Here is a 24,228-nt window from a genome sequence, read left to right on the forward strand (position 1 = left end):
CCAGTCTGCCGCCCCCGGCCCGGGGGCGGCACCCCGAGGCCGGAGGCGGGTGTGGGAACGTCCCGGCCGGCAGTCCGGACGCCGTCCCGGGCGTCAGTCGAGGCGGCGCTCGACGGCCAGCCGGGACCGGGTGAACAGGCCCGCGCCGAGCATCGCCACCAGCGGCACCACCACCAGCACCCCCAGGGTGAGCCAGGGCACCACGACCGGGTACGGCTCCTCCAGCGGCCAGGCCTCGGCGTACCGGCGGTTCGTGGCGGCCAGGATGATCACGGCGGTGCCCAGCCCGGCCGCGATGCCCAGGGCCGAGCCGAGCCCGGCGATCACCCCGGCCTGGCAGAGCGACAGCACCCGGCGTACCCGGGGGCTGGCGCCCACGGCCGCCAGGGTGGACAGGTCGGCCCGTCCCTCGGCCGCGGCGAGGCCGGTGGCGACGGCCGCCGCACCGACGGTGATCAGGCCGGAGACGATGGCCAGCAGCAGCAGGATCGGCCGCTGGTCGGTGTCCGGACGTCCGCGCTCGACGACCACCCGCAGCGGGGCGAGGCGTCGCAGCTCGGCGTCGAAGCGGTCCTGCTGGTCGGGGGTCGGCACCGCGTCGGTGGCCAGGACATAGCCGAACTGGTACGCGGCGAGCCCGACCCGGGCGGCGGCGGCGTGGGACAGGACGAGCTGGTTCAACCCGGTCTCGCCGCGCAGCACGTACGCGGGCACGGTGGCCCGGACGGTCCTCGTCGACTCCGGTTCGTTGCGTGTCCGCGTCGCCGCCAGGGTGACCCGGCCGTCGAGGACGTAGCGCGGGTCGGTCACCACTGCGCCGCCGGCCCGCAGCACCCGGCGGGCGGCGGCGATCTCCTGCGGGGCGGCGCCGGTGAGCGCGGCCAACGCGTCGCCGTCGTCCACCACCGACGACACCGAGTAGCTGCTGTACCCGCCCGACAACCATTCGACGCAGCGTGGGTCGGCTCGGACGCGCAGCCGGACGGCGGCGTCCCGGACCTGCCCCGCCTCGTACGGGCAGGTCTGTCCGGGTGGCAGCTCCGCCTGGACCTCGCACCAGTCTTCGACGGTGGGGGTGGTGGCGGGGGTGGCGGGCGCGGAGCAGGCCGGGGCGTCGATCCGGGTCACCGCGCTGGGCGGCAGCTCGGCGGACGCCACCTCGGCGATCCGGGCCACCGGCGGCAGCGGCCCGGTCGCGGAATCGGAGCCGACGACCAGGACGTGGCCGTACGGCATGCCCGGCCGGTAGGTTACCGTCGTCCGCGCGTCGTCGCTGGCCACGTAAACGCCGAGGGCGACGCTGCCGGCGACCGCGGCCATCACCGCCGAGATGGCCGGGGCGGCCGAGGCGCGGTTGCGGCTCGCGTCCCGCAACGCGACCCGGGGGGCCAGCGGCAGCCACCTGCCGGCCCGGGCGAGCACCCCGACCAGCGTCGGGGTGACGAAAACCAGCCCCAGCTCGCCGAGGACCAGGCCGGCGAAGAGCACCGGCGTGACGCTGCGGGCGGCGCCCAGCGCGGCCACCGCCGCGCCGCCGGCGGTCAGCGCCGCCCCGAGCAGCGGCCAGCGCCGCCGGTGCGGGGGCGAGGTGCGCCGGCCCGCCAGCCCGGCCACCACGTCCTGGCGGGCGGCGGTCCAGGCCGGCGCCAGCGCCGCGAGCACCCCGGCCAGCACCGCGACCACGGCGATCGCCGCCAGCGCGGCCGGAAAGATCCGGTACGCCCCGAAGCGCTCCTGGAAGACGTACTCCTCCGTCAGGGGCCGGGCGGCGATCGCGGCGACGACACCCAGCGCCAGCCCGGCGGCGGCCCCGGCACAGCCCAGCACCACCCCGTCGGCCAGCACGATGCGGCGCAGGTGGGCGGCGTCCCCGCCGGCCACGGCGACCAGGGCGAGATCCCGGCGCCGGCGGCGCACCCCGACGGCGAACGCCGGCCCCACCAGGAGCACGACCTCCAGCAGGCCGAGGCCGCCGATCAGCACCGCGTTGCTGGCGTCCTCGGCGCTCACCGAAGCGTTGAGCATCCCGGCGTCGACGCCGGGGTGGGGCGCCGGGGTGCGGGCGACCACCGTGATCCCGCGCGCGTTGAGCCGGTCGGTCAGGCCGGGGTCGACGCCGTCCGGCAGGTCGGCGAGCCACCTCGTCTCGCCCTGCGACTCGACCGGCATGGGGGCCGTCGGTGGCAGGGTCACCATGGGGCCCAGGCTGTCGGGGAACTCCACCACCCCGACCACGGTCCGGTCGCCCGAGCCGTCGGCCGGGGTGACCCGGTCGCCGGGCCGGACGTGCAGCCGGCGCAGCGCCGCCCGGTTCAGCCCGATCTCGTCGGCGGCCGTCGGCGGGCGGCCGGCGAGCTGCCGGGCCTGCCCGCGCAGCAGCGGGTCGCTGAGGTCGAGCTGCCGGCCGTCGAACGGCACGCGCCGGTTGCCGACGCGCGCCTCGAACGTCACCCACCACCGCACCTCGCGGACCCGGCTGCCGGCCGGGAGCTGGGCGGTCAGCTCGGCGGCGGTGACCGGCCGATTCCGGTGCCGGACGCCCTCGCGGGGATAGCCGTTGTCGCCCCAGGCGTCCTGCACCAGCGGGCCGTCCGCCAGCCAGTGCAGCTCCGCGTCGGCGGTGCCGAGCTGACGGTCGATCCGCTCGGCCCGGGTCAGCTGGGACATGTCGTAGCTGACGGCGGCGAAGGCCAGCGCCAGCACGGGCAGGGTGATCATCGCGAGCACCAGCGCGGTGCGACCCCGGGCCCGCCCGGCCTCCCGCCGCGCGATGCGCAACGCGGCCCGCCAGGAGCGCAGCGCCGCCACGATCCGCCGCTGCCGGGGACCGCCGTCGATCCCGCCCGCCGGGGCCGGCGGTGGCACGTCGGCCGGGCGTCGGTCCCGCCGCGACGGGACGATGGTCGCCCGCTTCGGGCTCACCGACCGCTGCCGGCCAGGAGTTGCTCGACGCCGCCCAGCGGCGCCGTCGAGTCCACCATGACCCCGTCGCGCAGGAACACCACCCGGTCGGCCCAGGCGGCGTGTCGGGCCTCGTGGGTGACCAGCACGGCGGCGGCGCCCGCGTCGACCCGGCGGCGCAGCAGGCGCAGCACCGCCTCGCCGGTCTGCGAGTCGAGCGCGCCGGTCGGCTCGTCGGCGAGGACGAGCCGCCGCTCGCCGACCAGGGCCCGGGCGATGGCCACCCGCTGCTGCTGCCCGCCGGACAACTGGTCCGGGAAGCGTCCGCCCAGCTCGGTCAGCCCCACCTCGTCGAGCGCGACCCGGGCAGCCCGCCGCGCCTGGCGTACGCCGACGCCGTCCAGTTCGAGGGGGAGCGCGACGTTCTCGGCGGCGGTGAGGCTGCCCAGCAGGTTGAGGTTCTGGAAGATGTAGCCGATCCGCCGGCGGCGCACCCGGGCCAGCGCGCGGCGGTCGAGCGCGCCCAGCGGCTGCCCCTCGACGACGACCTCGCCCGCGGTCGGCCCGTCGAGCCCGCCGGCCAGGGCGAGCAGGGTGGACTTGCCGGAGCCGGAGGGCCCCATCACCGCGACCAACTCGCCGGGGCCGACGGTGAGGCTGACCCCGCGCAGGGCGTGCACGGTGGCCTCGCCGCTGCCGTGGGTGCGGTGGACGTCGCGCAGGTCGAGCACCGCCGCTCCGGGCGCGGTGGGGCCGGTCCCCGGCGCGTCGTCCGGTCCGCTCACCGCCGTGCCTCCTCGCCGTCCCGACCAGCCGCGTCCGTCGGCCGACCGACCTCCCCCGCCCGGCCGTCGGGCCGCGGTGCCGGCCGGTACCGCACGAGGCTCGTCTCGCAGTGGTCCAGCCAGCGGACCTCCGCCTCGGCCTGGAACACCATCGCGTCCAGCACCAGCCGCCAGGGCAGGTCCTCGGGGCGGTCGCTGGCGTACTTCAACCGGGTCAACTCCTGCAAGGTCCGCATGGTGGCGGTGCGTTGGGTCTGCACCACCGATCGCACGTCCACGCCCGGGGTGGTCAGCGCGAGGGCCAGCTTGATGGCCAGCTCGTCGCGGGGGCGGTCGGTCCGGCTGAGCGGGGTCGCGAACCACAGCGCCAGGTCCGCCCGCCCGGCGTCGGTGATCTCGTACGGCCGCTGCCCGCCCTCGTGCTCCGGCAGCGGGCGCACCAGCCCGTCCCGTTCCAGCCGGGACAGGGTGGTGTAGACCTGCCCGATGTTCAGCGGCCACGTCGAGCCGGTCGACTCCTCGAACGCGGCCCGGAGCTGGTAGCCGTACATCTGGCCGCGTTCGAGCAGCGCGAGCAGGCCGTGACGGATGGACATGGTCCGGAGTATGCATACCTGGTATGCCACCCGCAACCGGGGGCGGCGGGCGGCGGCTGTCCGGCGGGCGGCAAACCGCTCCGGGGCCGGTCAGTCGGGCCGACCGGGGAACGCGACGGTGACCGGAGTCACCCCCGCGGTGCGCCGCCAGCGGGTGGCCCGCACCGCGCAGTCGGTCAGCGCCGCGAGGGCCCGATTGCGGTCCGCGCCGGTGGTGTGCGGCAGCGCCGCCCGCCAGAACGCGGCGGTGCGCTCCTCCACCTCGACCGCCAGCCGCAGCGCGCTGGCCGCGTCGGTGACCGGGAAGGGCAGCGCGTACCCGGCCTTGTCGGCGGGGACCGGGTCGCCGGCCGCGCTGAGCTGGAGCACCAGCGCGTCGCGCCGGGCCCGGTGCGCCCCCTCGGCCCGGCGGGCGGCCGTGCGGGCGGCGTCGGTGAGCCGGACCCCGATCGGCGCGTACGCGTAGACCGCGGCGTACTCGGCGGCGAGCGCGTCGGCCAGCGCCTGGGCCGGCCCGGACGGTGTCTGTCGACGGATCACTTCAGCGCCTCCACGTGGGTGGCCCGGGCGGCGGCGATCGAGCCGAGCAGCGCCGCCCGCTCGGCCGGCGCCCCGGCGCAGAGCTTCGCGGCCGACTCGCGCCCGCGCTGCTCCGCCTGACGCAGGTCGGTCAGCGTGGCCGTCCGGTCGCCGCCGGCGCTGGCCCCGGCCGACGGCGTGCCCGGGGACGCGGACGCCGGGCGGCCGAACAGCTTCGCCAGTTCGGCCGCGTGTGCCTCGTGGGCCTCGGCGATCGGGGTGAGCCTCTTGGCCAGGTCGGGGTCGGCGGCCAGCGCGGCGCGGTGCTGGGCGGCCAGCTCGCGCGCCTCGGCGGCGAGGGGTTCGAGCGGGTCGGGAGCCGGGTCCGGCTCGTCGCCGTCGAAAAGATCACAGCCGGTCAGCGGTGCGGTGGCACCACCGAGTGTCAGCAGCGCGCCGACCCGCAGCAGCTTTCGCCGGGAATGTCCCTGTGCCGGGTCGTGCCATGTCGTTCTGCCCTTCGCCACCGGGCAAGTCAACACCATTCGAGCACGGACGTGGGCGACCGGCGTCGGTGCGCCGCCCGGCCCGCCGCGCGGTGGGCGCGTTACGCTCTGCGCACCACCGGCGCTCCGCTCCGGTGGTGCGCCGGCATGGTGCCCGACCGGGGCGCCGTCGATCACGAGAGGGTGCGCCAGATGACGCAGCGTGGCCGTGCCACCAGGTCGACGGGGCCGACGGGGAGACCCCGGCGCGCCGACGGCCCCCGGAGCGGTGACCGCGTCGGCAGCCCTCCCCGGGGCGACCTCGCGGCTCGGCGAGCCCGGTTGCGCGCGGTGATCGAGCCGGTCGTCAACGAGGCCGGGTGCGACCTGGAGGACCTCTCCGTCTCCCCGGCCGGCCGTCGGCACGTGGTGCGGGTGATCGTGGACGCCGACGGCGGGATCAGCCTGGACGCGGTGGCGGACGTCTCCCGGGCCGTCTCCGCCGCGCTCGACGCGGCCGAGGAGGCCGGTGGCGACATCCTGGCCGGCGAGTACCAGCTGGAGGTCAGCTCCCCCGGGGTGGACCGCCCGCTCACCCTGCCCCGGCACTGGCGGCGTAACGTCGGCCGACTGGTGAAGGTGACCGCCCGGGGCGCGCTGCCCGAGCAGTCCGGCGGCGACCGCCAGGTCACCGGCCGGGTAATCGAGGCCGACGACGAGCGCGTGGTGCTGGAGACCGATTCGGGCCGTGCGGAGTTCCGCCACGCCGAGCTCGGCCCCGGCCGGGTTCAGGTCGAGTTCAACCGCCTCGACGAGGTGGGCGACGACGAGCTCGGCGACAACGAGGACATTGACGACATCGACGACGAAGATGATGTGGAGGACGAGGAGAGGTGAACATCGACCTCGCGGCGCTGCGCGCACTCGAGCGCGAGCGGGAGATCCCGTTCGACACGATCCTCGCGGCGATCGAGACCGCGCTGCTGACCGCCTACCGGCACACCGACGGGGCCGAATCGCACGCCCGGGTGGAGATCGACCGGAAGTCCGGCGGTGCCCTGGTCTACGCCCAGGAGGTGGACGAGGACGGCAGCGTGGTGCGGGAGTGGGACGACACCCCGCACGACTTCGGCCGGATCGCGGCCATGACCGCCAAGCAGGTGATCCTCCAGCGGTTGCGGGAGGCCACCGACGAGGTGCACTTCGGCGAGTACGTCGGCCGCGACGGTGACCTGGTCACCGGCGTGGTGCAGGCGCACGAGGCGCGGTCCGAGAAGGGCATCGTCAGCGTCGACCTCGGCAAGCTGGAGGGCGTGCTGCCGCAGTCCGAGCAGGTCCCCGGCGAGCGGTACACGCACGGCGAGCGGATCCGCTGCGTCGTGGTGCACGTCGCCAAGGGGATGCGCGGCCCGCAGATCACCCTCTCCCGGTCCCACCCGGCGCTGGTGAAGAAGCTGTTCGCGCTGGAGGTCCCGGAGATCGCCGACGGCACCGTGGAGATCGGCGCCATCGCCCGCGAGGCCGGCTACCGCACGAAGATCGCGGTGCGTTCCACCACACCGGGCGTGAACGCCAAGGGCGCCTGCATCGGCCCGATGGGCCAGCGCGTCCGCGCGGTGATGAGCGAGCTGCACGGTGAGAAGATCGACATCATCGACTGGTCGGACGACCCGGCCACCTTCGTCGGCAACGCGCTGTCGCCGGCCAAGGCGCTGCGGGTCGAGGTGGTCGACCTGGCCACCCGCACCGCCCGGGTGACGGTGCCGGACTTCCAGCTCTCGCTGGCGATCGGCCGGGAGGGGCAGAACGCCCGGCTGGCTGCCCGGATGACCGGTTGGCGAATCGACATCCGGTCGGATGCGGAGCAGGCCACCACGTCCGCGCGGGGCGGGGCTGATCACGTCAGGGAGCCGGGCGGAGCGATCTCGGGCAGCTAGGGGTAGACTTCTTCCGGTGGTACGACACGCGCTGCCGGAGCGCACCTGTGTGGGTTGCCGGCGACGTGCGCCGGCCAACGAATTGCTGCGAATGGTCGCGGTCGGCAACGAGGCTGGTCACAGCCTCCGCCCCGATCCGGCTCGCAGGCTGCCGGGTCGGGGAGCGAACATGCACCCAGATCCGGCCTGCTTCGCGCTGGCGGTGCGGCGGCGTGCCTTCGGGCGTGCGCTGCGGGTCACCGGGGTCGTCGATCACGGTGAGCTGGCCGAGCATCTCGATGCGCCAACCACTACGTCAGGTCATCCCGACCGGGCGAGGGTCGCTAGCAAGGTAGGACGACCGACATGAGCACACGATGAAGTCCCTGAAATGACCAGGCTTCAAGTGCACGAGTGAGGTTGCTGCGGGTGCTGCCCGCACGACCTCGGAGTGAGGAGTGCAGTGGCAGGTAAGGCCCGCGTACACGAGCTTGCTAAGGAGCTCGGGGTCGAAAGCAAGACCGTTCTCGCCAAGTTGAAGGAAATGGGCGAGTTCGTGAAGTCCGCGTCCAGCACCGTCGAGGCGCCCGTCGCCCGGCGGCTGCGTAACGCATTCGTCGCCTCCGCCGGTTCGCCGGCGCCGTCCGCCCCTCCGGCGGCCGCCCCGAGTGCGACGCCGACCCCGACTCCGTCCCCGTCTCCGTCCCCGGGTGCCCCCCGGGTCGCGGCGAAGCCGATGCCGCCGCGGCGGCCCGGTCCGCCGACCCCCGGCCCGAAGCCCAAGGGACCAGTTCCCGGCCTGTCGCAGCCGGTGGCCCCGGTCGCCAAGCCGGCGAGTGCCCACGACATCGAGGTGGCGGCCGCCGAGGCGCGTGCCGCCGCGCTGAAGGCCGAGCAGGAGGCCGCGGTCAAGGCCGCCCAGGCCGCCCGGCAGCAGCAGCGAGAGAACGTCCGTCGGGAGCCACCCACCGAGGGTGGTCCCCGTCCCGGCCCGCGCCCGAACACGGGTCCGGGTGCGGGTCCGGGTGCGATGCCGCCCCGGCCGGGCTCCCCGGCCGCCGGTCGCCCCGGTGCGCCGGCCCCGGGCCCGGGTGCCCGTCCGGGCGGTCGTCCGCCGGCGCGCAGCGCTGGTAACAACCCGTTCGGTATCCAGGGCGGTCAGCAGCGGCCCCCGGCCGCCGGTGGTGGCGGTCCCCGCCCGAACCCGGCGTCGATGCCGCCCCGGCCGAGTCCGGCCTCCATGCCGCCCCGGCCCAGCCCGGCCTCCATGCCGAGCCAGCGCCCCGGTCGTCCAGGTGGCGGCCCCGGCGCGGGTCGTCCCGGTGGCGGCGGTGGCGCGGGTCGTCCCGGCGGCGGTGCCGGCGGCGGTGGCTTCCGCGGCGGTCCCGGCGGCGGTGGCGGCGGCGGTGGCTTCCGCGGCGGTCCCGGTGGCGGCGGTGCCGGTGCCGGTGGCGGTGGCTACCGTGGCGGTCCCGGTGGCGGCGGCGGTGCTCCCGGCGGCGGTTTCCGCCCGGGTGCACCGGCCGGTGGCGGCGGTCGTCCGGGTGGCGGCGGTCGTGGCCGTGGCGGCGGTGCCGCGGGTGCCTTCGGGCGTCCGGGCGGTAGGCCGACCCGTGGCCGCAAGTCCAAGAAGCAGCGCAGACAGGAGTTCGACAACCTGTCGGCCCCGACCATGAGCTCGGGTGCCCCCCGGGGTCAGGGTCAGGTCGTCAGGCTCTCCCGTGGCGCCTCGCTGTCGGACTTCGCCGACAGGATCAACGCCAACCCGGGTTCGCTGGTCCAGGAGATGTTCAACCTGGGCGAGATGGTCACGGCGACCCAGTCGTGCTCCGACGAGACCCTGCTGCTGCTGGGTGAGCACCTCGGCTTCGACGTGCAGATCGTCAGCCCGGAGGACGAGGACCGCGAGCTGCTCGCGCAGTTCAACATCGACCTCGACGCCGAGGTCGCGGAGGACCGCCTGGTCAGCCGTGCGCCGGTCGTGACCGTCATGGGCCACGTCGACCACGGTAAGACCAAGCTGCTCGACGCGATCCGCAAGGCGAACGTCGTGGCCGGCGAGGCGGGTGGCATCACCCAGCACATCGGCGCCTACCAGGTGCACGTCCCGCACGAGGGCGTGGACCGGGCGGTGACCTTCATCGACACCCCGGGCCACGAGGCGTTCACCGCCATGCGTGCCCGTGGTGCCCAGGTCACCGACATCGTGGTGCTGGTGGTCGCGGCCGACGACGGCGTGATGCCGCAGACGATCGAGGCGTTGAACCACGCCAAGGCGGCGGACGTGCCGATCGTGGTCGCGGTCAACAAGATCGACAAGCCGGACGCCAACCCGGACAAGGTCCGCCAGCAGCTGACCGAGTACGGACTGGTCGCCGAGGAGTACGGCGGCGAGACGATGTTCGTCAACGTGGCCGCGAAGCCGGGCATCGGCATCGAGGAGCTCCTCGAGGCCGTCCTGCTCACCGCCGACGCGTCGCTGGAGCTGACCGCTCCGATCGACGGGCCGGCGCAGGGTGTGGCCATTGAGGCGCACCTGGACAAGGGCCGCGGTGCGGTGGCGACGGTGCTGGTGCAGAAGGGCACCCTGCGGGCGGGCGACTCCATCGTCGCCGGCGGGGCGCACGGCCGGGTCCGGGCGATGCTCGACGAGAACGGCAACCAGGTCGCCGAGGCGGGTCCGGCCCGTCCGGTGCTGGTGCTCGGTCTCACCGCGGTCCCCGGGGCGGGCGACACCTTCCTCGCCGCGGCGGACGACCGCACGGTGCGTCAGATCGCCGAGCAGCGGCAGGCGCGGCGGCGGGCGGCGTCCTTCGCCAACTCCCGTGGCCGGGCCACCCTCGAGACGCTCATGGAGCAGCTCAAGGAGGGCGAGAAGACCTCGCTCAACCTGGTGCTCAAGGGCGATGTCTCCGGTTCCGTGGAGGCCCTCGAGGACGCCCTGTTCAACCTGGACATCCCGGAGGAGGTCCAGCTCAGGATCATCCACCGGGGCGTGGGTGCGATCACCGAGAGCGACGTCATGCTCGCGAGCGCCTCGTCCGAGGCGGTCACGATCATCGGCTTCAACGTGCGGGCCGCCAACAAGGTCCGCGAGATCGCCGACCGCGAGGGCGTGGAGATCCGGTACTACACGGTCATCTACCAGGCCATCGAGGAGATCGACGCCGCGCTCAAGGGGCTGCTCAAGCCGGAGTACGAAGAGGTCGAGCTGGGCAGCGCGGAGATCCGCGACGTCTTCCGCTCGTCCAAGGTCGGCAACATCTCCGGCTGTATCGTCCGCTCCGGGATCCTGCGCCGCAACGCCAAGGCGCGGCTGCTTCGGGACGGGCAGGTGGTGGCGGACAGCCTCACCATCAGCTCGCTCAAGCGGTTCAAGGATGACGCGACGGAGGTCCGCGAGGGCTTCGAGTGTGGTCTGACCCTGGCCGGGTACAACAACGTCCAGGTCGGCGACATCATCGAGACCTTCGAGATGCGGGAGAAGCCGCGCGGCTGACCCGTTCGACATAGTGATCAAGGGGTTTACGCCGGCAACGGCGTAAACCCCTTGATCATGTGGGGGCCACTGCGGGTATCGTCCGGGGCGATGTTCACCGGAACCGCGGTCTTCGACCTGCTGCTGCCGGGCGACTCCCGGTCGCTCAAAGCCAAGAGATCATATGTACGGCCGATCGTGGCGGCGCTGCGCCGCTTCGAGGTGTCGGCCGCCGAGGTGGGAGCGCTCGACCTGCACGGTCGGGCGGAGATAGCCGTGGCCGTGGTGGCCGCGGAGGGCGCGCACGTGCGCGAGGTGCTCGACTCGTGCGAGCGCCTGGTCGCGGGCCGTCCCGAGGTCGAGCTGCTGTCGGTGCGTCGCCATCTGTACGGCGGCGACGACTGACCGGCGTCCGTCGGTGATGCCCGTGCCCGGCGGTCGACCCGACGGCGAAGGTAGTGTCTGAATTGTTGGCTGGTCGGATCCGGCGGCGTACCGCGCCCCCGGACCGACCGGGAGCAGGACGCCGTGGAGGTGGGCAAGATGACGGATCCGGCCAAGGTACGCCGGCACGCGGAGCGGGTTCGCGAACTGGTCGCGTCGGTGGTGCGGAGCCAGATCAAGGACCCCCGGCTCGGCATGATCACTATCACAGACGCCCGGATCACCGCCGACCTGCGCGAAGCGACGGTCTTCTACACCGTCCTCGGCGACACGGCGGAGCAGTCCAGCACGGCGGCGGCGCTGGAGAGCGCCAAGGGGATGCTGCGCAGCACGGTCGGCAAGGCTCTCGGGCTGCGCCACTCGCCGTCGCTGACCTTCGTCCTCGACAACGTGCAGGACCAGGTCAAGCAGATCGACGACCTGCTGGTCCAGGCCCGCACCGCCGACGCCGAGGTGCAGCGCCTCGCCGCGGGCGCCCGGTACGCGGGCGAGGCCCAGCCGTACCGGGTGGACGAGGAGGACGAGGACGGGGATTCCGCCGACGAGGGGGCCGACGAGGAGCACACCCCCCGCGGCGCGGACCGGCCGTGACGGGGCCCGCCGACACCGGCCCGGCCGTGGCCGGGCCCGGCCCGGCCGAGGCCGACTGGGCCGCCGCCGTCGCGGCGGTGCGTCGCCTGCCGGACGACGCCCGGGTCCTGCTGATCTGCCACGTCAACCCCGACGGGGACGCGCTGGGCAGCATGCTCGGCTTCGGGCTGGGGCTGCGTCAGCTCGGCGTACGCCGGTTGCAGGCGACCTTCCCCGGCCCGCCGGAGGTGCCCGAGCCGTTCCGTGCCCTGCCGGGGCTGGATCTGCTGGTCCCGGAGGTCGACGCGGACCCGGCACCGGAGTTGGTCGTCTGCTTCGACGCGGCGAGCGAGTCGCGGCTCGGCGGCCTGGTCGACCGGCTGGAGACCGCCGGGGCCGCGCTGGTGCTCGACCACCACGCCTCCAACACCCGGTTCGGCGGGATCAACCTGGTCGACCCCCGGGCGGCGGCCACCTCGGTGGTGGCCGAGGAACTGCTGACCCGGCTCGGGGCGACCCTGGACGCCGCGATCGCCGAATGCCTCTACGTCGCGCTGACCACCGACACCGGGTCGTTCCGGTTCGAGGCGACCACGCCGGCCGTGCACGAGCTGGCGGCCCGGTTGCTGGCCACCGGCATCCGGCCCGGTGACATCTCCCGTCGGGTCTTCGACACCCGGCCCTTCGGCGCGGTGCGGCTGTTCGGCGAGGTGCTCTGCCGGGCCCGCCTGGAGCCGGCGGCGGCCGGTGGCCACGGCCTCGTCTGGACGTACGCCACGCTCGACGACCTGGCCCGGCACGACCAGCGACCGTACGTGCTGGAGGCGCTGATCGACTCGGTGCGGTGCACCGCCGAGGCCGACGTGAGCTGCGTGGTCAAGCAGGTCCGCGCGATGGAGTGGGCGGTGTCGATGCGCAGCAAGGGCGCGGTGGACGTGAGCCACGTCGCGGTCGCCCTCGGCGGCGGCGGCCACCGGCTCGCGGCCGGTTTCACCGGTCGCGGCACCGCCGAGGACGTGGTGGCCGGCATCCGCACCGAGCTGGACAAGGCGTTGATCGAGGCGTAGATCAGGGACGGCTCCGGGGGGTGTTGGTCTTCCCGCGCTCCGCCGGGGCGGGGAGAATTGCGGGATGGATCACCCGCGCGAGCTCATCGTCACGGAGCCCCGGGTCTGGGACCGTCCCGTGGTCTCCGTGCCGGTGCTGATCTGCCTCTCCCTCGTCGGCGGGCAACTGCCCTCGTTCTCCGCCTCGGCGAACCTCTACACGCTCGGCACCGGGGGCGCGTTGATCTGGCTGGGCCTGGGTGCCCGGGTGTCCCGGCGGCCGGCGCCCCGCCGGCTCGGCATGGGCACGGTCTGGTGGCTGCTCCCGGTGGCCGTGTTCGGCGTCTTCGAGGGCGTCACCTTCGTCCTGCACGCCGGTGACGAGTTTCCCACCTTCTCCCGGCTGGCCGACCCGTTGCTGGAGGACGAACTGGTCCGCTCGGCGGCCTGGTTCGCCTGGCTCGCCGCGTTCTGGGGGCTGGTGCGGCGATGATGCGGGCACTCGCCATCGGCGGCTTCGTCACCGCCCTGGTGCTCTTCGCCGCGGTCGAGTGGGCCGCCCGCCGCCCGGGCTCCCGGATCCCGTCGCTGGCCGACGTCTGCGCCTACGTGATGCGCTACGAGGTGGGCCCGGTGCCGGTCGGCCGGATCGGCCTGTTCGGTTTCTGGTGGTGGCTCGGCTGGCACTTCCTGGCCCGCTGAGGGCCGCCAACGTCGGTCCGCGACCCTTTGGCCGGCACCGGCGGCATCTCACCCTGTCCAGATGGCGGGAAGAGTGGGCAGCATGTGGACCTGAACGATAACTTGGGAATCGACCGGTGCCGTGTCCTGCGGTGCTGGCCAACGGTGGTGGCGCCGCACCCGGCATCGCCTCCCTCCAGGGTCAGACCGACCCGGGCGCACGCCCAGACCGGCCGTTCCGGTGATCCCGGACCGCCCGTCAGGCGCCAGCACGACCGGCCGCAGGGCCACCACGTCGCCGTGGCCCGCACCCTGGAAGGACCGAATCATGTCGAGCAAGCCCAAGCCCAAGACCGAGAACACCGACGAGGCGCGCGAGCAGGCCCGCCGCGCTCTCCAGACGTCGATGGACACCCGCCAGTAACCCACCCCACCCACCCCTGACCCCCACCCACCCACCCACTACCCCCCACCCCACGAGGCACACGCCGGTGCACTTTCCGAGAAAGAGTGCCTCAGACCGCTCGCGAGGCCACTCTTTCTCGGAAAGTGCGCGTTCTTGGGGCTGCTCGGTGAGGCGTGGCGCGGTCGGTCGCCCGGGGGGTCGGGGGCACGCGTGAGGGATCCTCCGCCGGGTGGCGGGAGGCTTCGCCATCGAGGGAGGGTAAGGAATAGCGCGGGTTGTGATCCTTACCCCGCCGTGTCAGGATCGGCGGCGATGAGTCAGCCCGCCCCTGCCCCCGCCCCGTCCGCCGTCGCGTCGCCGCGACGGATCGCCACCCTGGCCCTGCCGGCCCTCGTGGTGCTCGCCGCCGAGCCGCTCTATGTCCTGGTCGACACGGCCGTGGTCGGTCACCTCGGCCGGCTGCCGCTCGCGGCGCTGGCCGTCGCCGGCACCGTGATGACCCTGATCGCCTGGCTGGGCACCGTGCTGGCGTACGGGATCACCGGGCGGGCCGCCCGCCGGTTCGGCTCCGGCGACCGGGCCGCCGCCGTGGCCGAGGGCGTGCAGGCGTCCTGGCTGGCCCTCGGGGTCGGGGTGCTGGTCGCGCTCGTCATGCAGTTCGGCGCCGGCCCGCTGGTCGAGGCGCTCGCCGGGCCCGGTGAGGTCGCCGACGCGGCCGGGCGGTGGCTGCGGGTCGCGGCGCTCGGGGCCCCCGGACTGCTGCTCGCCGCGGCGGGCAACGGCTGGCTGCGTGGCGTGCAGGACACCCGTCGGCCGCTGTGGTTCGTGCTCGGGCCCAACCTGCTCTCCGCGCTGCTCTGCCCGCTGCTGGTCTACCCCGTCGGGTGGGGGCTCACCGGCTCGGCGGTGGCCAACGTGGTGGCCCAGACCATCTCCGGCGGGCTGTTCGCCGCCGCGCTGGTGAACGAACGGGTGGCGCTGCGCCCCCGCCCGGGGGTGATCCGCCAGCAGCTCGTGCTCAGCCGGGACCTGCTGGTCCGGGGCGTCGCCTTCCAGGCCAGCTTCCTGTCCGCCACCGCCGTCGCGGCCCGGTTCGGGGCGGCTGCGGTCGGCGCGCATCAGATCGCCGTACAACTGTGGTTCTTCACCGCACTGGTGCTCGACGCCCTCGCGATCGCCGCGCAGGCGCTGATCGGCGCGGCGCTCGGGGCCGGCGACGACGCCGGCGCCCGCGCACTGGCCCGGCGGGTCGCGCTGCTCGGCGCCGGATGCGGCGTGGCGTTCGCGGTGCTCATCGCCGTCGGGTCCGGCGTCGTGCCGGGGCTGTTCAGCTCCGACGAGCAGGTACGCGACCAGGCCATGGTCGCCTGGCCCTGGCTGGTGGCGTTGCAGCCGGTCGGCGGCGTGGTGTTCGCCCTCGACGGGGTGCTGATCGGCGCGGGTGACGTCCGCTACCTGCGCAACCTCACGATCGTCGCGGCGTTCGGCGGTTTCCTGCCGGCGATCTGGCTGGCGTACGCGTTCGACCTGGGCCTCGGCGGCATCTGGGCCGGTCTGTTCCTGTTCGTGCTGCTGCGGCTGGCGGCCCTGCTGCTGCGGCTGCGCTCCGGTGGCTGGGCCGTGGTCGGCGCCGTCCGCTGAGGCCCAGCAGTCCTCGCCGTCGCCCGCCCGCAGGCTCCCCCCGGCCCGGCGGCGTCGTGCCGGCGACAGGGCGCGTGCGCCCGTCTGGCAGGCTTGGCGATCGTGAGCGCAGACGGTCTGATCGTGGTCGACAAGCCCGGCGGCATGACGTCGCACGACGTGGTGGCGCGGATCCGCCGGCTGGCCCGGACCCGCCGGGTCGGGCACGGCGGCACGCTCGACCCGATGGCCACCGGCGTGTTGGTGATCGGGGTCGGCCGGGCCACCCGGCTGCTGACGTACGTCATCGGCGCAGGCAAGAGCTACGCGGCCACCGTCCGGCTCGGGCAGGCCACCGTCACCGACGACGCCGAGGGCGACGTGCTGGCCACCGCCCCGGCCGGGACGGTCACCGACGAGGCGATCCGGTCGGCGTTCGCGGCGCTGACCGGCGAGATCGACCAGGTGCCGAGCGCGGTCAGCGCCATCAAGATCGACGGCCAGCGGGCGTACAAGCGGGTACGCGATGGGGAGAGCGTCGAGCTGCCCGCCCGCCGGGTCACCGTGAGCCGCCTCGACGTGCTGGCCATCCGCCGGGACACCCCCGACGTGGTGGACGTGGACGTCGACGTGACCTGCTCGTCCGGGACGTACGTCCGGGCGCTGGCCCGGGACGCGGGCCTGGCGCTCTCGGTCGGCGGCCACCTGACCGCGCTGCGCCGCACCGCGGTCGGCGGCTTCGCCCTGGCCGAGGCGGCGACCCTCGACGAGCTGGAGCAGCGCGCGCCCGAGGTGGTGAATCTGCCGCTCGACGCCGCGGCCGACCGGTTCTTCCCGCGCCGGGGGGCCACCGCCGACGAGGCGAAGGTGCTCTCCCACGGCGGCCCGCTCGACCCGGTCGGCCTCGCCGGGCCGTACGCCGTCTTCGGCCCCGACGGCGGCCTGATCGCTATCGTCAGCGAGCGGGACGGCCGGGCCCGCGCGGAGATCGTGCTCGCCCCGGCCTGACGGTGGGCGGGGTACGGCCCGCCGGCGCGGCCGGTCGCGGAAGGCAGGGGAGGATCGTCATGCAGCGGTGGCGGGGGTACGACGCGGCGCCCGGCGGCTGGGGCCGTTCGGTCGTCACCATCGGCGTCTTCGACGGCGTGCACAAGGGGCACCAGGCGACCATCGGGCACGCCGTGGCCCGGGCGCGGGAGCTGGGCGTGCAGTCGGTGGTGGTGACCTTCGACCCGCACCCGGCCGAGGTGGTGCGCCCCGGTTCCCACCCGGCGGTGCTCACCGAGCCCGCCCGCAAGGCCGAGCTGATCGAGGCGCTCGGCGTCGACGCGCTCTGTGTGGTGCCGTTCACCCCGGAGTTCTCCCGGGTGCCGGCCGAGGCGTTCGTGCACGACATCCTGGTCCAGCACCTGCACGCCGCCCTGGTGGTGGTGGGGGAGAACTTCCGGTTCGGGCACAAGGCGGCCGGCGACGTGGCGCTGCTGGAGCGCCTCGGCCGGGCCTTCGGTTTCTCGGTCGAGGGGGCGCCGCTGGTCGCCGAGGACAGCACCGTGTTCTCGTCGACCTACATCCGGGCCTGCGTCGACGCCGGTGACGTCGCTGCGGCGGCCGCCGCGCTGGGCCGTCCGCACCGGGTCGAGGGGGTGGTGGTCCGGGGCGACCAGCGCGGCCGGGAGCTGGGCTTCCCCACCGCCAACCTGCTCTGCCACCGGTACGTTGCGGTGCCCGCCGACGGCGTCTATGCCGCCCGGCTGGTCCGCCGGGGGCAACGGAAGTGGCTGGCCGCAGCCGTCTCGGTCGGCACCAACCCGACGTTCTCCGGCCTGGAGCGGCGGGTCGAGGCGTACGCGCTGGACTTCTCCGGGGACCTGTACGGCGAGTGGCTGGCCCTGGACTTCGTCACCCACCTGCGCGGTCAGGTGCGCTACGACGCGGTCGAGCCGCTGATCGCCCAGATCGCCGAGGACGTCGAGCGCACCCGCCGCGCCCTCGGCTGAGCCGGCCGCCACGTCGGGCCGCCACGTCGGGCCGCCACGTCGGACGCCCTTGACGGGCGGTTCCGCCGAGGGCTGGTAGGCTGGCCGGGACGTCGACTGACCGACGTGGGGCCTCGCGTGCCTGCACGACGCCGCGGGTGCGAGGTGCCGGTCCGTCTCCGGTCCACCGACCGACACGACGGACACCAGTAATCAACCCATCGAAACAGGGAGAACATGGCGCTCGACCAGGAAGCCAAGGCCAAGATCCGCGCGGAGTACGCGACCGCCGAGGGCGACACCGGTTCGCCGGAGGTGCAGGTCGCGGTCCTCACGAAGCGGATCGCCGAGCTCACCGAGCACCTGAAGGTGCACAAGCACGACCACCACAGCCGTCGTGGGCTGCTGCTGCTGGTCGGCCGTCGCCGTCGGCTGCTCAACTACGTCCAGAAGAAGGACATCAGCCGTTACCGCTCGCTCATCGAGCGGCTCGGCCTGCGCCGTTGACGTGACGGGGGAGCGACCCAGCGGGTCGCTCCCCCGATCGGCGTCCACCACCTGACGAAAAACAGGGGCCGCGCGACCACCCGACAGGGAGCCGGTCAGCGTACCGGTCTCCGGTAGTGGCCCCCGGGAGCCCCGGCAGCTCGCCGGCACCCCGGGCGCTTCGATCGAAGACCGGCCGTCTGAGCAGCTCCCCGCGTCGTGGGCCCCCCGATGCGAAGGAGCACCACCGAACCATGACCGGGCAAAACCTCGGCACCGAATCCCGCACCGCCGTGATCGACAACGGGTCCTTCGGCACCCGTGAGATCACCTTCTCCACCGGCCGGCTGGCCCGCCAGGCCGCCGGCTCCGTCGTCGCCCAGCTCGGCGAGACGGTCGTCCTGTCCGCCACCACCGCCGGCAAGCAGCCGAAGGAGCAGTTCGACTTCTTCCCGCTGACCGTCGACGTCGAGGAGCGGATGTACGCCGCGGGCCGGATCCCCGGCTCGTTCTTCCGCCGCGAGGGCCGCCCCAGCGAGGACGCGATCCTCACCTGCCGGCTGATCGACCGGCCGCTGCGCCCGTCATTCGTCAAGGGCCTGCGCAACGAGGTCCAGGTCGTCGAGACCATCCTCGCGCTCGACCCGCAGCACCCGTACGACGTGGTCGCGATCAACGCCGCGTCGATGTCGACCAAGCTCTCCGGCCTGCCGTTCTCCGGTCCGATCGGGGCGACCCGGGTCGCGCACATCGACGGCCAGTGGGTCGCCTTCCCGACCCTGGAGGAGCTGGCCCGGGCCACCTTCGACATGGTCGTGGCCGGCCGCACGCTCGAGGACGGCGACGTCGCGATCATGATGGTCGAGGCCGAGGCCACCCCGAACGCCGTGGCCCTGATCGCGGGCGGTGCCACCGCCCCGACCGAGGAGATCGTCGCCAGCGGCCTCGAGGCCGCCAAGCCGGCCATCCGCGAGCTGTGCCGCGCCCAGAGCGAGCTGGCCGAGGTGGCCGCCAAGCCGGTCGCCGAGTTCCCGGTCTTCCTGGACTACCAGGCCGACGTGTACGACGCGGTGGCCGACCTGGCCCGCGCCGAGGTCGCCGAGGCCCTGAAGATCGCCGGCAAGGCCGACCGCGAGGAGGCCCTGGACCGGGTCAAGGCCAAGGTCGCCGAGGAGCTGGGCGGTCGCTTCGAGGGCCGGGAGAAGGAGCTGTCCGCCGCCTTCCGGTCGCTGACCAAGTCCGAGGTGCGCAACCGGGTGCTCCGCGAGCAGGTCCGCATCGACGGCCGCGGCCCGCGCGACATCCGCTCGCTGACCGCCGAGGTCGGCGTGCTGCCCCGGGTCCACGGCTCGGCGCTGTTCGAGCGGGGCGAGACCCAGATCCTGGGCGTGACCACCCTGAACATGCTGCGCATGGAGCAGATGGTGGACACCCTCTCGCCGGAGAACCGCAAGCGCTACATGCACAACTACAACTTCCCGCCGTACTCGACCGGTGAGACCGGCCGGGTCGGCTCGCCGAAGCGGCGCGAGATCGGGCACGGCGCGCTCGCCGAGCGGGCCCTGATCCCGGTGCTGCCGTCGCGCGAGGAGTTCCCCTACGCCATCCGGCAGGTCTCCGAGGCGCTCAGCTCCAACGGCTCCACCTCGATGGGCTCGGTCTGCGCCTCGACGCTGGGCCTGCTGTCGGCCGGTGTGCCGCTGAAGGCGCCGGTCGCCGGCATCGCCATGGGTCTCATCTCGGACGAGGTGGACGGCAAGACCCGGTACGTGACGCTGACCGACATCCTCGGCGCCGAGGACGCGTTCGGCGACATGGACTTCAAGGTCGCCGGTACGCCGGAGTTCGTCACCGCGCTCCAGCTCGACACCAAGCTCAACGGCATCCCGTCGGACGTGCTGGCCGCCGCGCTCCAGCAGGCGAACGAGGCCCGGCAGACCATCCTCGGCGTGATGCAGCGGGCCATCGAGGGGCCGGCCGAGATGTCGGAGTACGCCCCGCGGGTCACCACCGTGAAGATCCCGGTCGACAAGATCGGCATGGTGATCGGCCCGAAGGGCCAGACCATCAACGCCATCCAGGACGAGACCGGCGCCGAGATCTCCATCGAGGACGACGGCACCATCTACGTCGGCGCGACCAACGGCCCGTCGGCCCAGGCGGCGGTGGACCGGATCAACGGCATCGCCAACCCGACCCTGCCGAAGGCGGGGGAGCGGTTCCTCGGCACGGTGGTCAAGACCGCCGCGTTCGGCGCGTTCATCTCGCTGCTGCCGGGCCGCGACGGCCTGCTGCACATCTCCAAGGTGGGCGACGGCAAGCGGGTCGAGCGGGTCGAGGACTTCCTCAACGTCGGCGACAGGGTCGAGGTGGAGATCGCGGACATCGACGCCCGCGGCAAGATCTACCTCGACAAGGTCCGCCCGGAGGGCGCCGAGGCGCCGGCCGCCACCGGCGAGGTCGCCGGCGGCGAGCGTCCGGCCAGCCGGGGCGGCGACCGGGGCCCGCGTGACCGCGGTGACCGCGAGCGCGGCGGCGACCGGGGCGGTCGTGGCCCGGGCGGCGGCGAGCGCGCCCCGGGCGGCGGCGAGGGTGGCGGCGAGGGTGGCGAGGGCGGCGAGCGTCCGCGCCGCCGGACCCGGCACAGCTGATCACGGTCCGGCCGGGTGGCGACGACGTCGCCACCCGGCCGGTTTTGTCACACCGCACCACCCACCCCTCGTCGAACTGAGAGCAGGTTTCCGTGAGCCGGGCCCAGCGCGCGTCTTTTCCTGCGGGTCGACGGGGGGTGGTGCCGTCCGGGGCCGTCCGGCACGCCACCGGGGCACAGCCCGGGCGGGCCGGCGGGTCGACCCGGGCGGTCACCCGCACGCTGAGTGATGACCCGCTGGGCGGCACGGTACGGCGTACCGTGCTGCCCAGCGGGCTTCGCGTGCTCACCGAGGCGATCCCGGCGATGCGCAGCGTCTCGTTCGGCATCTGGGTCTCCGTCGGCTCGCGGGACGAGACCGGCCCGCAGGCCGGCGCCGCGCACTTCCTGGAGCACCTGCTCTTCAAGGGCACCCACAAGCGCACCGCCCTGGACATCTCCTCCGGGATCGAGGCGGTGGGCGGCGAGACGAACGCCTTCACCACGAAGGAATACACCTGCTACTACGCCCGCGTGCTCGACGAGGACCTGCCGCTGGCCATCGACGTGATGTGCGACGCGGTCGCCGACTCGCTGCTGGAGCCGGCCGACGTGGAGATCGAGCGCGGCGTCATCCTCGAAGAGATCGCCATGCACGACGACGAGCCCGGCGACGAGGTGCACGACCTGTTCGCCCGCGCCGTCTACGGCGACCACCCCCTCGGCCGGCTGATCTCCGGCACCGAGGAGACGGTCACCCCGATGACCCGCCGGCAGATCCACGGCTTCTACCGCCGCCACTACACCCCGGCACAGATCGTCGTCGCCGCCGCCGGCAACCTCGACCACGCCGCCGTGGTCAAGCTGGTCCGCCAGGCGCTGGCCGGGACCCCGCTGGACACCGACCCGGCCACGCCGGCCCCGCACCGTCCGGCCACCCCGGCGGTACGCGTGAAGCCGGCCGCCACCCTGGTCGAGCAGAAGGAGACCGAGCAGGCGCACGTCATCATCGGTTGCCCCGGCATCGACCGCGTCGACGAGCGGCGCTTCGCCCTCGGGGTGCTCAACAACGTACTCGGCGGCGGCATGTCCAGCCGGCTGTTCCAGGAGATCCGGGAGCGGCGCGGCCTGGCCTACTCGGTCTACTCCTACGCCAGCCAGTACGCCGACAGCGGCCTGTTCGCCGTCTACGCCGGCTGCGCGCCCGGGAAGGTGGACGAGGTGCTGAAGCTGACCCGCGCCGAGTTGGCCCGGGTGGCCGCCGACGGGCTGACCGAGGCCGAGGTGGCCCGGGGCAAGGGGATGAGCAAGGGCTCGTTCGTGCTCGGCCTGGAGGACACCGGCTCCCGGATGAGCCGGCTCGCCAAGGGGGAGCTGCTCCACGGCGACCTGATGCCGGTCGACGAGCTGCTGGCCCGGGTCGACGCGGTGACCGTGGACGACGTGAACACCCTCGCCGCCGAGCTGCTCGCCCGGCCGATGTCCCTCGCGGTCGTCGGCCCGTTCGGCGATCGGGACTTCACCTCCTGACCGCCGTGCCGCCCCGTCGGCGGCGGCACGTGGGACGGTCGGCGGTCGGCCCGGTGTGGGCGGCCGGGCTGGGATAGGTTGTGCCCCGTGACTGACGAGCTGGGGAAGAGCCCCGAGGAGCTGATCCGGGTCGGCGTGCTGGGTGCCCGGGGCCGGATGGGCATCGAGGTGTGCAAGGCGGTCGACGGGGCGTCCGACCTGGACCTGGTGGCGATGATCGACCAGGGCGAGGGCCTGCCCGCCGCGTCCGACGCCGGCGTCGAGGTGGTCGTCGACTTCACCACGCCCGACGTCGTCATGGACAATCTGCACTGGTGCATCGACCAGGGCATCAACGCGGTGGTCGGCACCAGCGGCTTCACCGAGCAGCGGCTCGAGCGGGTGCGCGGCTGGCTGGCCGGCAAGCCCGGGGTCGGCGTGGTGATCGCCCCCAACTTCGGCATCGGCGCGGTGCTGATGATGCAGTTCGCGGCGCGGGCGGCCCGGCACTTCGAGTCCGTCGAGATCATCGAGCAGCACCACCCGCGCAAGCTCGACGCACCCAGCGGCACCGCCACCCACACCGCCCGACAGATCGCGCGGGCCCGCGCCGAGGCCGGCCTCGGCCCGGTTCCGGACGCCACGAAGGACGAGGTGGCGGGCGCCCGGGGGGCCGACATCGACGGGGTACGCGTGCACGCCGTGCGCGCCACCGGCCTGGTCGCCCACCAGGAGGTGCTGTTCGGCACCCTGGGTGAGACGCTGACCATCCGGCACGACTCGTACGACCGGGCGTCGTTCATGCCCGGCGTGCTGCTGGCCGTCCGCGCGGTGCGCAACCGCCCCGGCCTCACCATCGGCCTGGACCCGCTGCTCGACTGACCCGGCCCCCGCCGCGCGGACGGCCCGCAGGCAGCCCCGTCGGCGGCCGACGCCCATTGCGGTCACGGCCGGCCGGCGGCCCGGAAGGACGCGGAAAACGGTCGCCGGACGGGCGGACCGGCCCTAGGCTCGCCGGATGATCGACTCGAACCTCCGCGACCGCGCCGGGCGGCACGTCACCCTGCGCCCGGTCGACGACGACAACTGGCGTGACGTCGCCGACGTGGTGCCCCGCGACGACCAGCGGGCCTGGGTGTACCCGATGGCGGCCCGTTACCTGCTGATCAGCGCCCGAGGCGACGTCTGGACCTCCCTGGCGGTGTACGCCGACGAGGCCGTCGTCGGGCACGTCATGTGGGGCGTCGACGACGACGGTTCGCGGTGGATCGGAGGCATGGTCGTCGACGCCGCCGAACAGGGCCGGGGGGTGGGCGCTGCCACCGTGACCACCCTGGCCACCTGGCTGCTCGCCCAGCCGGGCCGCCCGGCCGTCCGCCTGTCGTACCACCCGGAGAACCTGGCCGCCGCCGCCCTCTACCCCCGCCTGGGCTTCACCCCGACGGGCGTGGTGGAGGACGACGAACTGGTCGCCGAACTCACGACACTCCCGCTCCCCTGACCGTCCCGCCGCCGTCGGATCGCGCGGTACGACACGAACGCCTGGCCGCCGCCGGCACCCGCGGGTGCCCTCGCGTTCGGCCCAGGGCCGGTCAGTCGGCGGGGGCCGGATCGTCGGCGGAGACCGCGACATGCAGCCGGAGCTGGTTGACCAGCATGTCGTCCACGTCGAGGGCCCGGGCCGCCCCGTCGGGCTCCCAGCCGGCGGTGGTGAGGAACTTCCGGGTCGCCGGGTCGGCGTCGAACGCCCACGCCACCGCGCGGGCGAAACCGTCCTCCCGCCACAGGTCCACGCTCGCGGCGAGCAGCCGGCTGCCGTGCCCGCGTCGGCCCCAGCGCGGCTCGACCAGCAGGTCCGTCACCGCCACCACGTCGGGTCCGAGCGCCTCGGCGGGTTCGTTCGGGGCGAGTGACTCGGCGTCGGCCGGACCCGAGGCGACGAACCCCACCAGATACGATTGCTCGGCCTGTTCGACGGCGACCAGCACCCGGTGCGCGCCCGAGGGCGGCTCCTGCACGGCCGCACTCCACCGCCGGGCGAGGTACGCCTCGTCCAGGTTGTCGAGCACGTGCCGGGGCAGGATCCGGCGGTAAGCGGCCCGCCAGGTCGCGAGCTGGATGTGTGCGATCTCGCCGGCGTCTTCGGGACGCGCCGGGCGGACGTACCCGAGAGCCATGGGA

At 74.2% G+C, this 24,228-nt stretch carries 23 protein-coding genes; 17 read left to right on the forward strand and 6 right to left on the reverse strand.

Annotation, left to right across the window (positions count from 1 at the left end; genetic code table 11):
* Nucleotides 1-93: 93 nt before the first annotated feature.
* From ACH4T9_RS30225 to ACH4T9_RS30245, 5 genes are all read right to left on the reverse strand, one after another.
* The gene (locus tag ACH4T9_RS30225; RefSeq protein ID WP_396674725.1) at nucleotides 94-2,922 is read right to left on the reverse strand and encodes an FtsX-like permease family protein; all 2,829 of its coding nucleotides are present in this window, start codon (nucleotides 2,920-2,922) and stop codon (nucleotides 94-96) included.
* Complete coding sequence (locus ACH4T9_RS30230; protein ID WP_396674726.1) at nucleotides 2,919-3,686, reverse strand: ABC transporter ATP-binding protein; 768 nt, start codon at nucleotides 3,684-3,686, stop codon at nucleotides 2,919-2,921. The genes ACH4T9_RS30225 and ACH4T9_RS30230 overlap by 4 nt, the downstream gene beginning before the upstream one ends.
* Entirely contained in the window at nucleotides 3,683-4,282 is a 600-nt protein-coding gene (locus ACH4T9_RS30235; protein WP_396674728.1) for a PadR family transcriptional regulator, read from the reverse strand. The genes ACH4T9_RS30230 and ACH4T9_RS30235 overlap by 4 nt, the downstream gene beginning before the upstream one ends.
* Nucleotides 4,283-4,372: 90 nt before the next feature.
* Nucleotides 4,373-4,822: a ferritin-like domain-containing protein gene (locus ACH4T9_RS30240; RefSeq protein WP_396674729.1), complete on the reverse strand. Its 450-nt coding sequence runs from the start codon at nucleotides 4,820-4,822 to the stop codon at nucleotides 4,373-4,375.
* Nucleotides 4,819-5,271 (reverse strand): hypothetical protein, encoded by a 453-nt coding sequence (locus ACH4T9_RS30245; protein ID WP_396674773.1) that lies wholly within the window; start codon nucleotides 5,269-5,271, stop codon nucleotides 4,819-4,821. The genes ACH4T9_RS30240 and ACH4T9_RS30245 overlap by 4 nt, the downstream gene beginning before the upstream one ends.
* A gap of 228 nt (nucleotides 5,272-5,499) precedes the next feature.
* Between ACH4T9_RS30245 and rimP the strand changes: the two genes are divergently transcribed.
* The 17 genes from rimP (at nucleotide 5,500) to ACH4T9_RS30330 (ending at nucleotide 23,548) form a co-directional block, all read left to right on the forward strand.
* A complete protein-coding gene (rimP, locus tag ACH4T9_RS30250) occupies nucleotides 5,500-6,183 on the forward strand; it encodes a ribosome maturation factor RimP (protein WP_396674730.1) in 684 nt (227 codons plus the stop codon).
* Entirely contained in the window at nucleotides 6,180-7,223 is a 1,044-nt protein-coding gene (gene nusA / locus ACH4T9_RS30255) for a transcription termination factor NusA (protein WP_396674731.1), read from the forward strand. Before rimP ends, nusA begins: the two co-directional genes overlap by 4 nt.
* A 16-nt stretch (nucleotides 7,224-7,239) precedes the next feature.
* Nucleotides 7,240-7,572: a YlxR family protein gene (locus ACH4T9_RS30260; protein WP_350887882.1), complete on the forward strand. Its 333-nt coding sequence runs from the start codon at nucleotides 7,240-7,242 to the stop codon at nucleotides 7,570-7,572.
* Between the two features lie 93 nt (nucleotides 7,573-7,665).
* The gene (gene infB / locus ACH4T9_RS30265; protein ID WP_396674732.1) at nucleotides 7,666-10,701 is read left to right on the forward strand and encodes a translation initiation factor IF-2; all 3,036 of its coding nucleotides are present in this window, start codon (nucleotides 7,666-7,668) and stop codon (nucleotides 10,699-10,701) included.
* 90 nt (nucleotides 10,702-10,791) lie between these two features.
* Nucleotides 10,792-11,085 (forward strand): DUF503 domain-containing protein, encoded by a 294-nt coding sequence (locus tag ACH4T9_RS30270; RefSeq protein WP_396674733.1) that lies wholly within the window; start codon nucleotides 10,792-10,794, stop codon nucleotides 11,083-11,085.
* A gap of 138 nt (nucleotides 11,086-11,223) precedes the next feature.
* Nucleotides 11,224-11,715 (forward strand): 30S ribosome-binding factor RbfA, encoded by a 492-nt coding sequence (gene rbfA / locus ACH4T9_RS30275; protein WP_396674734.1) that lies wholly within the window; start codon nucleotides 11,224-11,226, stop codon nucleotides 11,713-11,715.
* Complete coding sequence (locus tag ACH4T9_RS30280) at nucleotides 11,712-12,761, forward strand: bifunctional oligoribonuclease/PAP phosphatase NrnA (RefSeq protein WP_396674735.1); 1,050 nt, start codon at nucleotides 11,712-11,714, stop codon at nucleotides 12,759-12,761. Before rbfA ends, ACH4T9_RS30280 begins: the two co-directional genes overlap by 4 nt.
* 64 nt (nucleotides 12,762-12,825) lie before the next feature.
* On the forward strand, nucleotides 12,826-13,233 hold the full coding sequence (locus ACH4T9_RS30285) for a hypothetical protein (RefSeq protein WP_396674736.1): 408 nt from the start codon (nucleotides 12,826-12,828) through the stop codon (nucleotides 13,231-13,233).
* Nucleotides 13,233-13,442 (forward strand): DUF6186 family protein, encoded by a 210-nt coding sequence (locus tag ACH4T9_RS30290; RefSeq protein WP_396674774.1) that lies wholly within the window; start codon nucleotides 13,233-13,235, stop codon nucleotides 13,440-13,442. The genes ACH4T9_RS30285 and ACH4T9_RS30290 overlap by 1 nt, the downstream gene beginning before the upstream one ends.
* Nucleotides 13,443-14,139: 697 nt before the next feature.
* Complete coding sequence (locus ACH4T9_RS30295) at nucleotides 14,140-15,468, forward strand: MATE family efflux transporter (protein WP_396674738.1); 1,329 nt, start codon at nucleotides 14,140-14,142, stop codon at nucleotides 15,466-15,468.
* A gap of 102 nt (nucleotides 15,469-15,570) precedes the next feature.
* Nucleotides 15,571-16,455, forward strand: a complete 885-nt coding sequence (gene truB, locus ACH4T9_RS30300; RefSeq protein ID WP_396674739.1) for a tRNA pseudouridine(55) synthase TruB — start codon at nucleotides 15,571-15,573, stop codon at nucleotides 16,453-16,455.
* A gap of 59 nt (nucleotides 16,456-16,514) precedes the next feature.
* Nucleotides 16,515-17,444: a bifunctional riboflavin kinase/FAD synthetase gene (locus ACH4T9_RS30305; protein ID WP_396674740.1), complete on the forward strand. Its 930-nt coding sequence runs from the start codon at nucleotides 16,515-16,517 to the stop codon at nucleotides 17,442-17,444.
* 216 nt (nucleotides 17,445-17,660) lie between these two features.
* The gene (gene rpsO, locus ACH4T9_RS30310) at nucleotides 17,661-17,930 is read left to right on the forward strand and encodes a 30S ribosomal protein S15 (RefSeq protein WP_007075299.1); all 270 of its coding nucleotides are present in this window, start codon (nucleotides 17,661-17,663) and stop codon (nucleotides 17,928-17,930) included.
* Between the two features lie 233 nt (nucleotides 17,931-18,163).
* Nucleotides 18,164-20,560: a polyribonucleotide nucleotidyltransferase gene (locus ACH4T9_RS30315; protein ID WP_396674741.1), complete on the forward strand. Its 2,397-nt coding sequence runs from the start codon at nucleotides 18,164-18,166 to the stop codon at nucleotides 20,558-20,560.
* A gap of 140 nt (nucleotides 20,561-20,700) precedes the next feature.
* Nucleotides 20,701-22,068 carry a M16 family metallopeptidase gene (locus tag ACH4T9_RS30320; RefSeq protein ID WP_396674776.1) on the forward strand — a complete coding sequence of 456 codons (1,368 nt, stop codon included), beginning with the start codon at nucleotides 20,701-20,703 and terminating at the stop codon, nucleotides 22,066-22,068.
* An 87-nt stretch (nucleotides 22,069-22,155) separates the two neighbouring features.
* Complete coding sequence (gene dapB, locus ACH4T9_RS30325) at nucleotides 22,156-22,929, forward strand: 4-hydroxy-tetrahydrodipicolinate reductase (RefSeq protein WP_396674742.1); 774 nt, start codon at nucleotides 22,156-22,158, stop codon at nucleotides 22,927-22,929.
* A gap of 136 nt (nucleotides 22,930-23,065) precedes the next feature.
* Nucleotides 23,066-23,548: a GNAT family N-acetyltransferase gene (locus ACH4T9_RS30330; RefSeq protein WP_396674743.1), complete on the forward strand. Its 483-nt coding sequence runs from the start codon at nucleotides 23,066-23,068 to the stop codon at nucleotides 23,546-23,548.
* A 91-nt stretch (nucleotides 23,549-23,639) separates the two neighbouring features.
* Here ACH4T9_RS30330 and ACH4T9_RS30335 read toward each other — a convergent pair whose 3' ends face one another.
* Nucleotides 23,640-24,224 carry a GNAT family N-acetyltransferase gene (locus ACH4T9_RS30335; protein WP_396674745.1) on the reverse strand — a complete coding sequence of 195 codons (585 nt, stop codon included), beginning with the start codon at nucleotides 24,222-24,224 and terminating at the stop codon, nucleotides 23,640-23,642.
* Between the last annotated feature and the right edge of the window lie 4 nt (nucleotides 24,225-24,228).

It is taken from the genome of Micromonospora sp. NPDC020750, from assembly GCF_044334565.1.
Taxonomy (GTDB): Bacteria; Actinomycetota; Actinomycetes; order Mycobacteriales; family Micromonosporaceae; genus Micromonospora.

What these genes read in the sequence shown, in the direction of transcription:
- rbfA (WP_396674734.1), top strand. Translation starts at nt 11,224, where the DNA reads ATGACGGATCCGGCCAAGGTACGCCGGCACGCGGAGCGGGTTCGCGAA.
- ACH4T9_RS30305 (WP_396674740.1), top strand. Translation starts at nt 16,515, where the DNA reads ATGCAGCGGTGGCGGGGGTACGACGCGGCGCCCGGCGGCTGGGGCCGT.
- ACH4T9_RS30235 (WP_396674728.1), bottom strand. Translation starts at nt 4,282, where the DNA reads ATGTCCATCCGTCACGGCCTGCTCGCGCTGCTCGAACGCGGCCAGATG.
- ACH4T9_RS30295 (WP_396674738.1), top strand. Translation starts at nt 14,140, where the DNA reads ATGAGTCAGCCCGCCCCTGCCCCCGCCCCGTCCGCCGTCGCGTCGCCG.
- rpsO (WP_007075299.1), top strand. Translation starts at nt 17,661, where the DNA reads ATGGCGCTCGACCAGGAAGCCAAGGCCAAGATCCGCGCGGAGTACGCG.
- rimP (WP_396674730.1), top strand. Translation starts at nt 5,500, where the DNA reads ATGACGCAGCGTGGCCGTGCCACCAGGTCGACGGGGCCGACGGGGAGA.
- ACH4T9_RS30285 (WP_396674736.1), top strand. Translation starts at nt 12,826, where the DNA reads ATGGATCACCCGCGCGAGCTCATCGTCACGGAGCCCCGGGTCTGGGAC.
- ACH4T9_RS30290 (WP_396674774.1), top strand. Translation starts at nt 13,233, where the DNA reads ATGCGGGCACTCGCCATCGGCGGCTTCGTCACCGCCCTGGTGCTCTTC.
- ACH4T9_RS30335 (WP_396674745.1), bottom strand. Translation starts at nt 24,224, where the DNA reads ATGGCTCTCGGGTACGTCCGCCCGGCGCGTCCCGAAGACGCCGGCGAG.
- ACH4T9_RS30315 (WP_396674741.1), top strand. Translation starts at nt 18,164, where the DNA reads ATGACCGGGCAAAACCTCGGCACCGAATCCCGCACCGCCGTGATCGAC.
- ACH4T9_RS30270 (WP_396674733.1), top strand. Translation starts at nt 10,792, where the DNA reads ATGTTCACCGGAACCGCGGTCTTCGACCTGCTGCTGCCGGGCGACTCC.
- ACH4T9_RS30330 (WP_396674743.1), top strand. Translation starts at nt 23,066, where the DNA reads ATGATCGACTCGAACCTCCGCGACCGCGCCGGGCGGCACGTCACCCTG.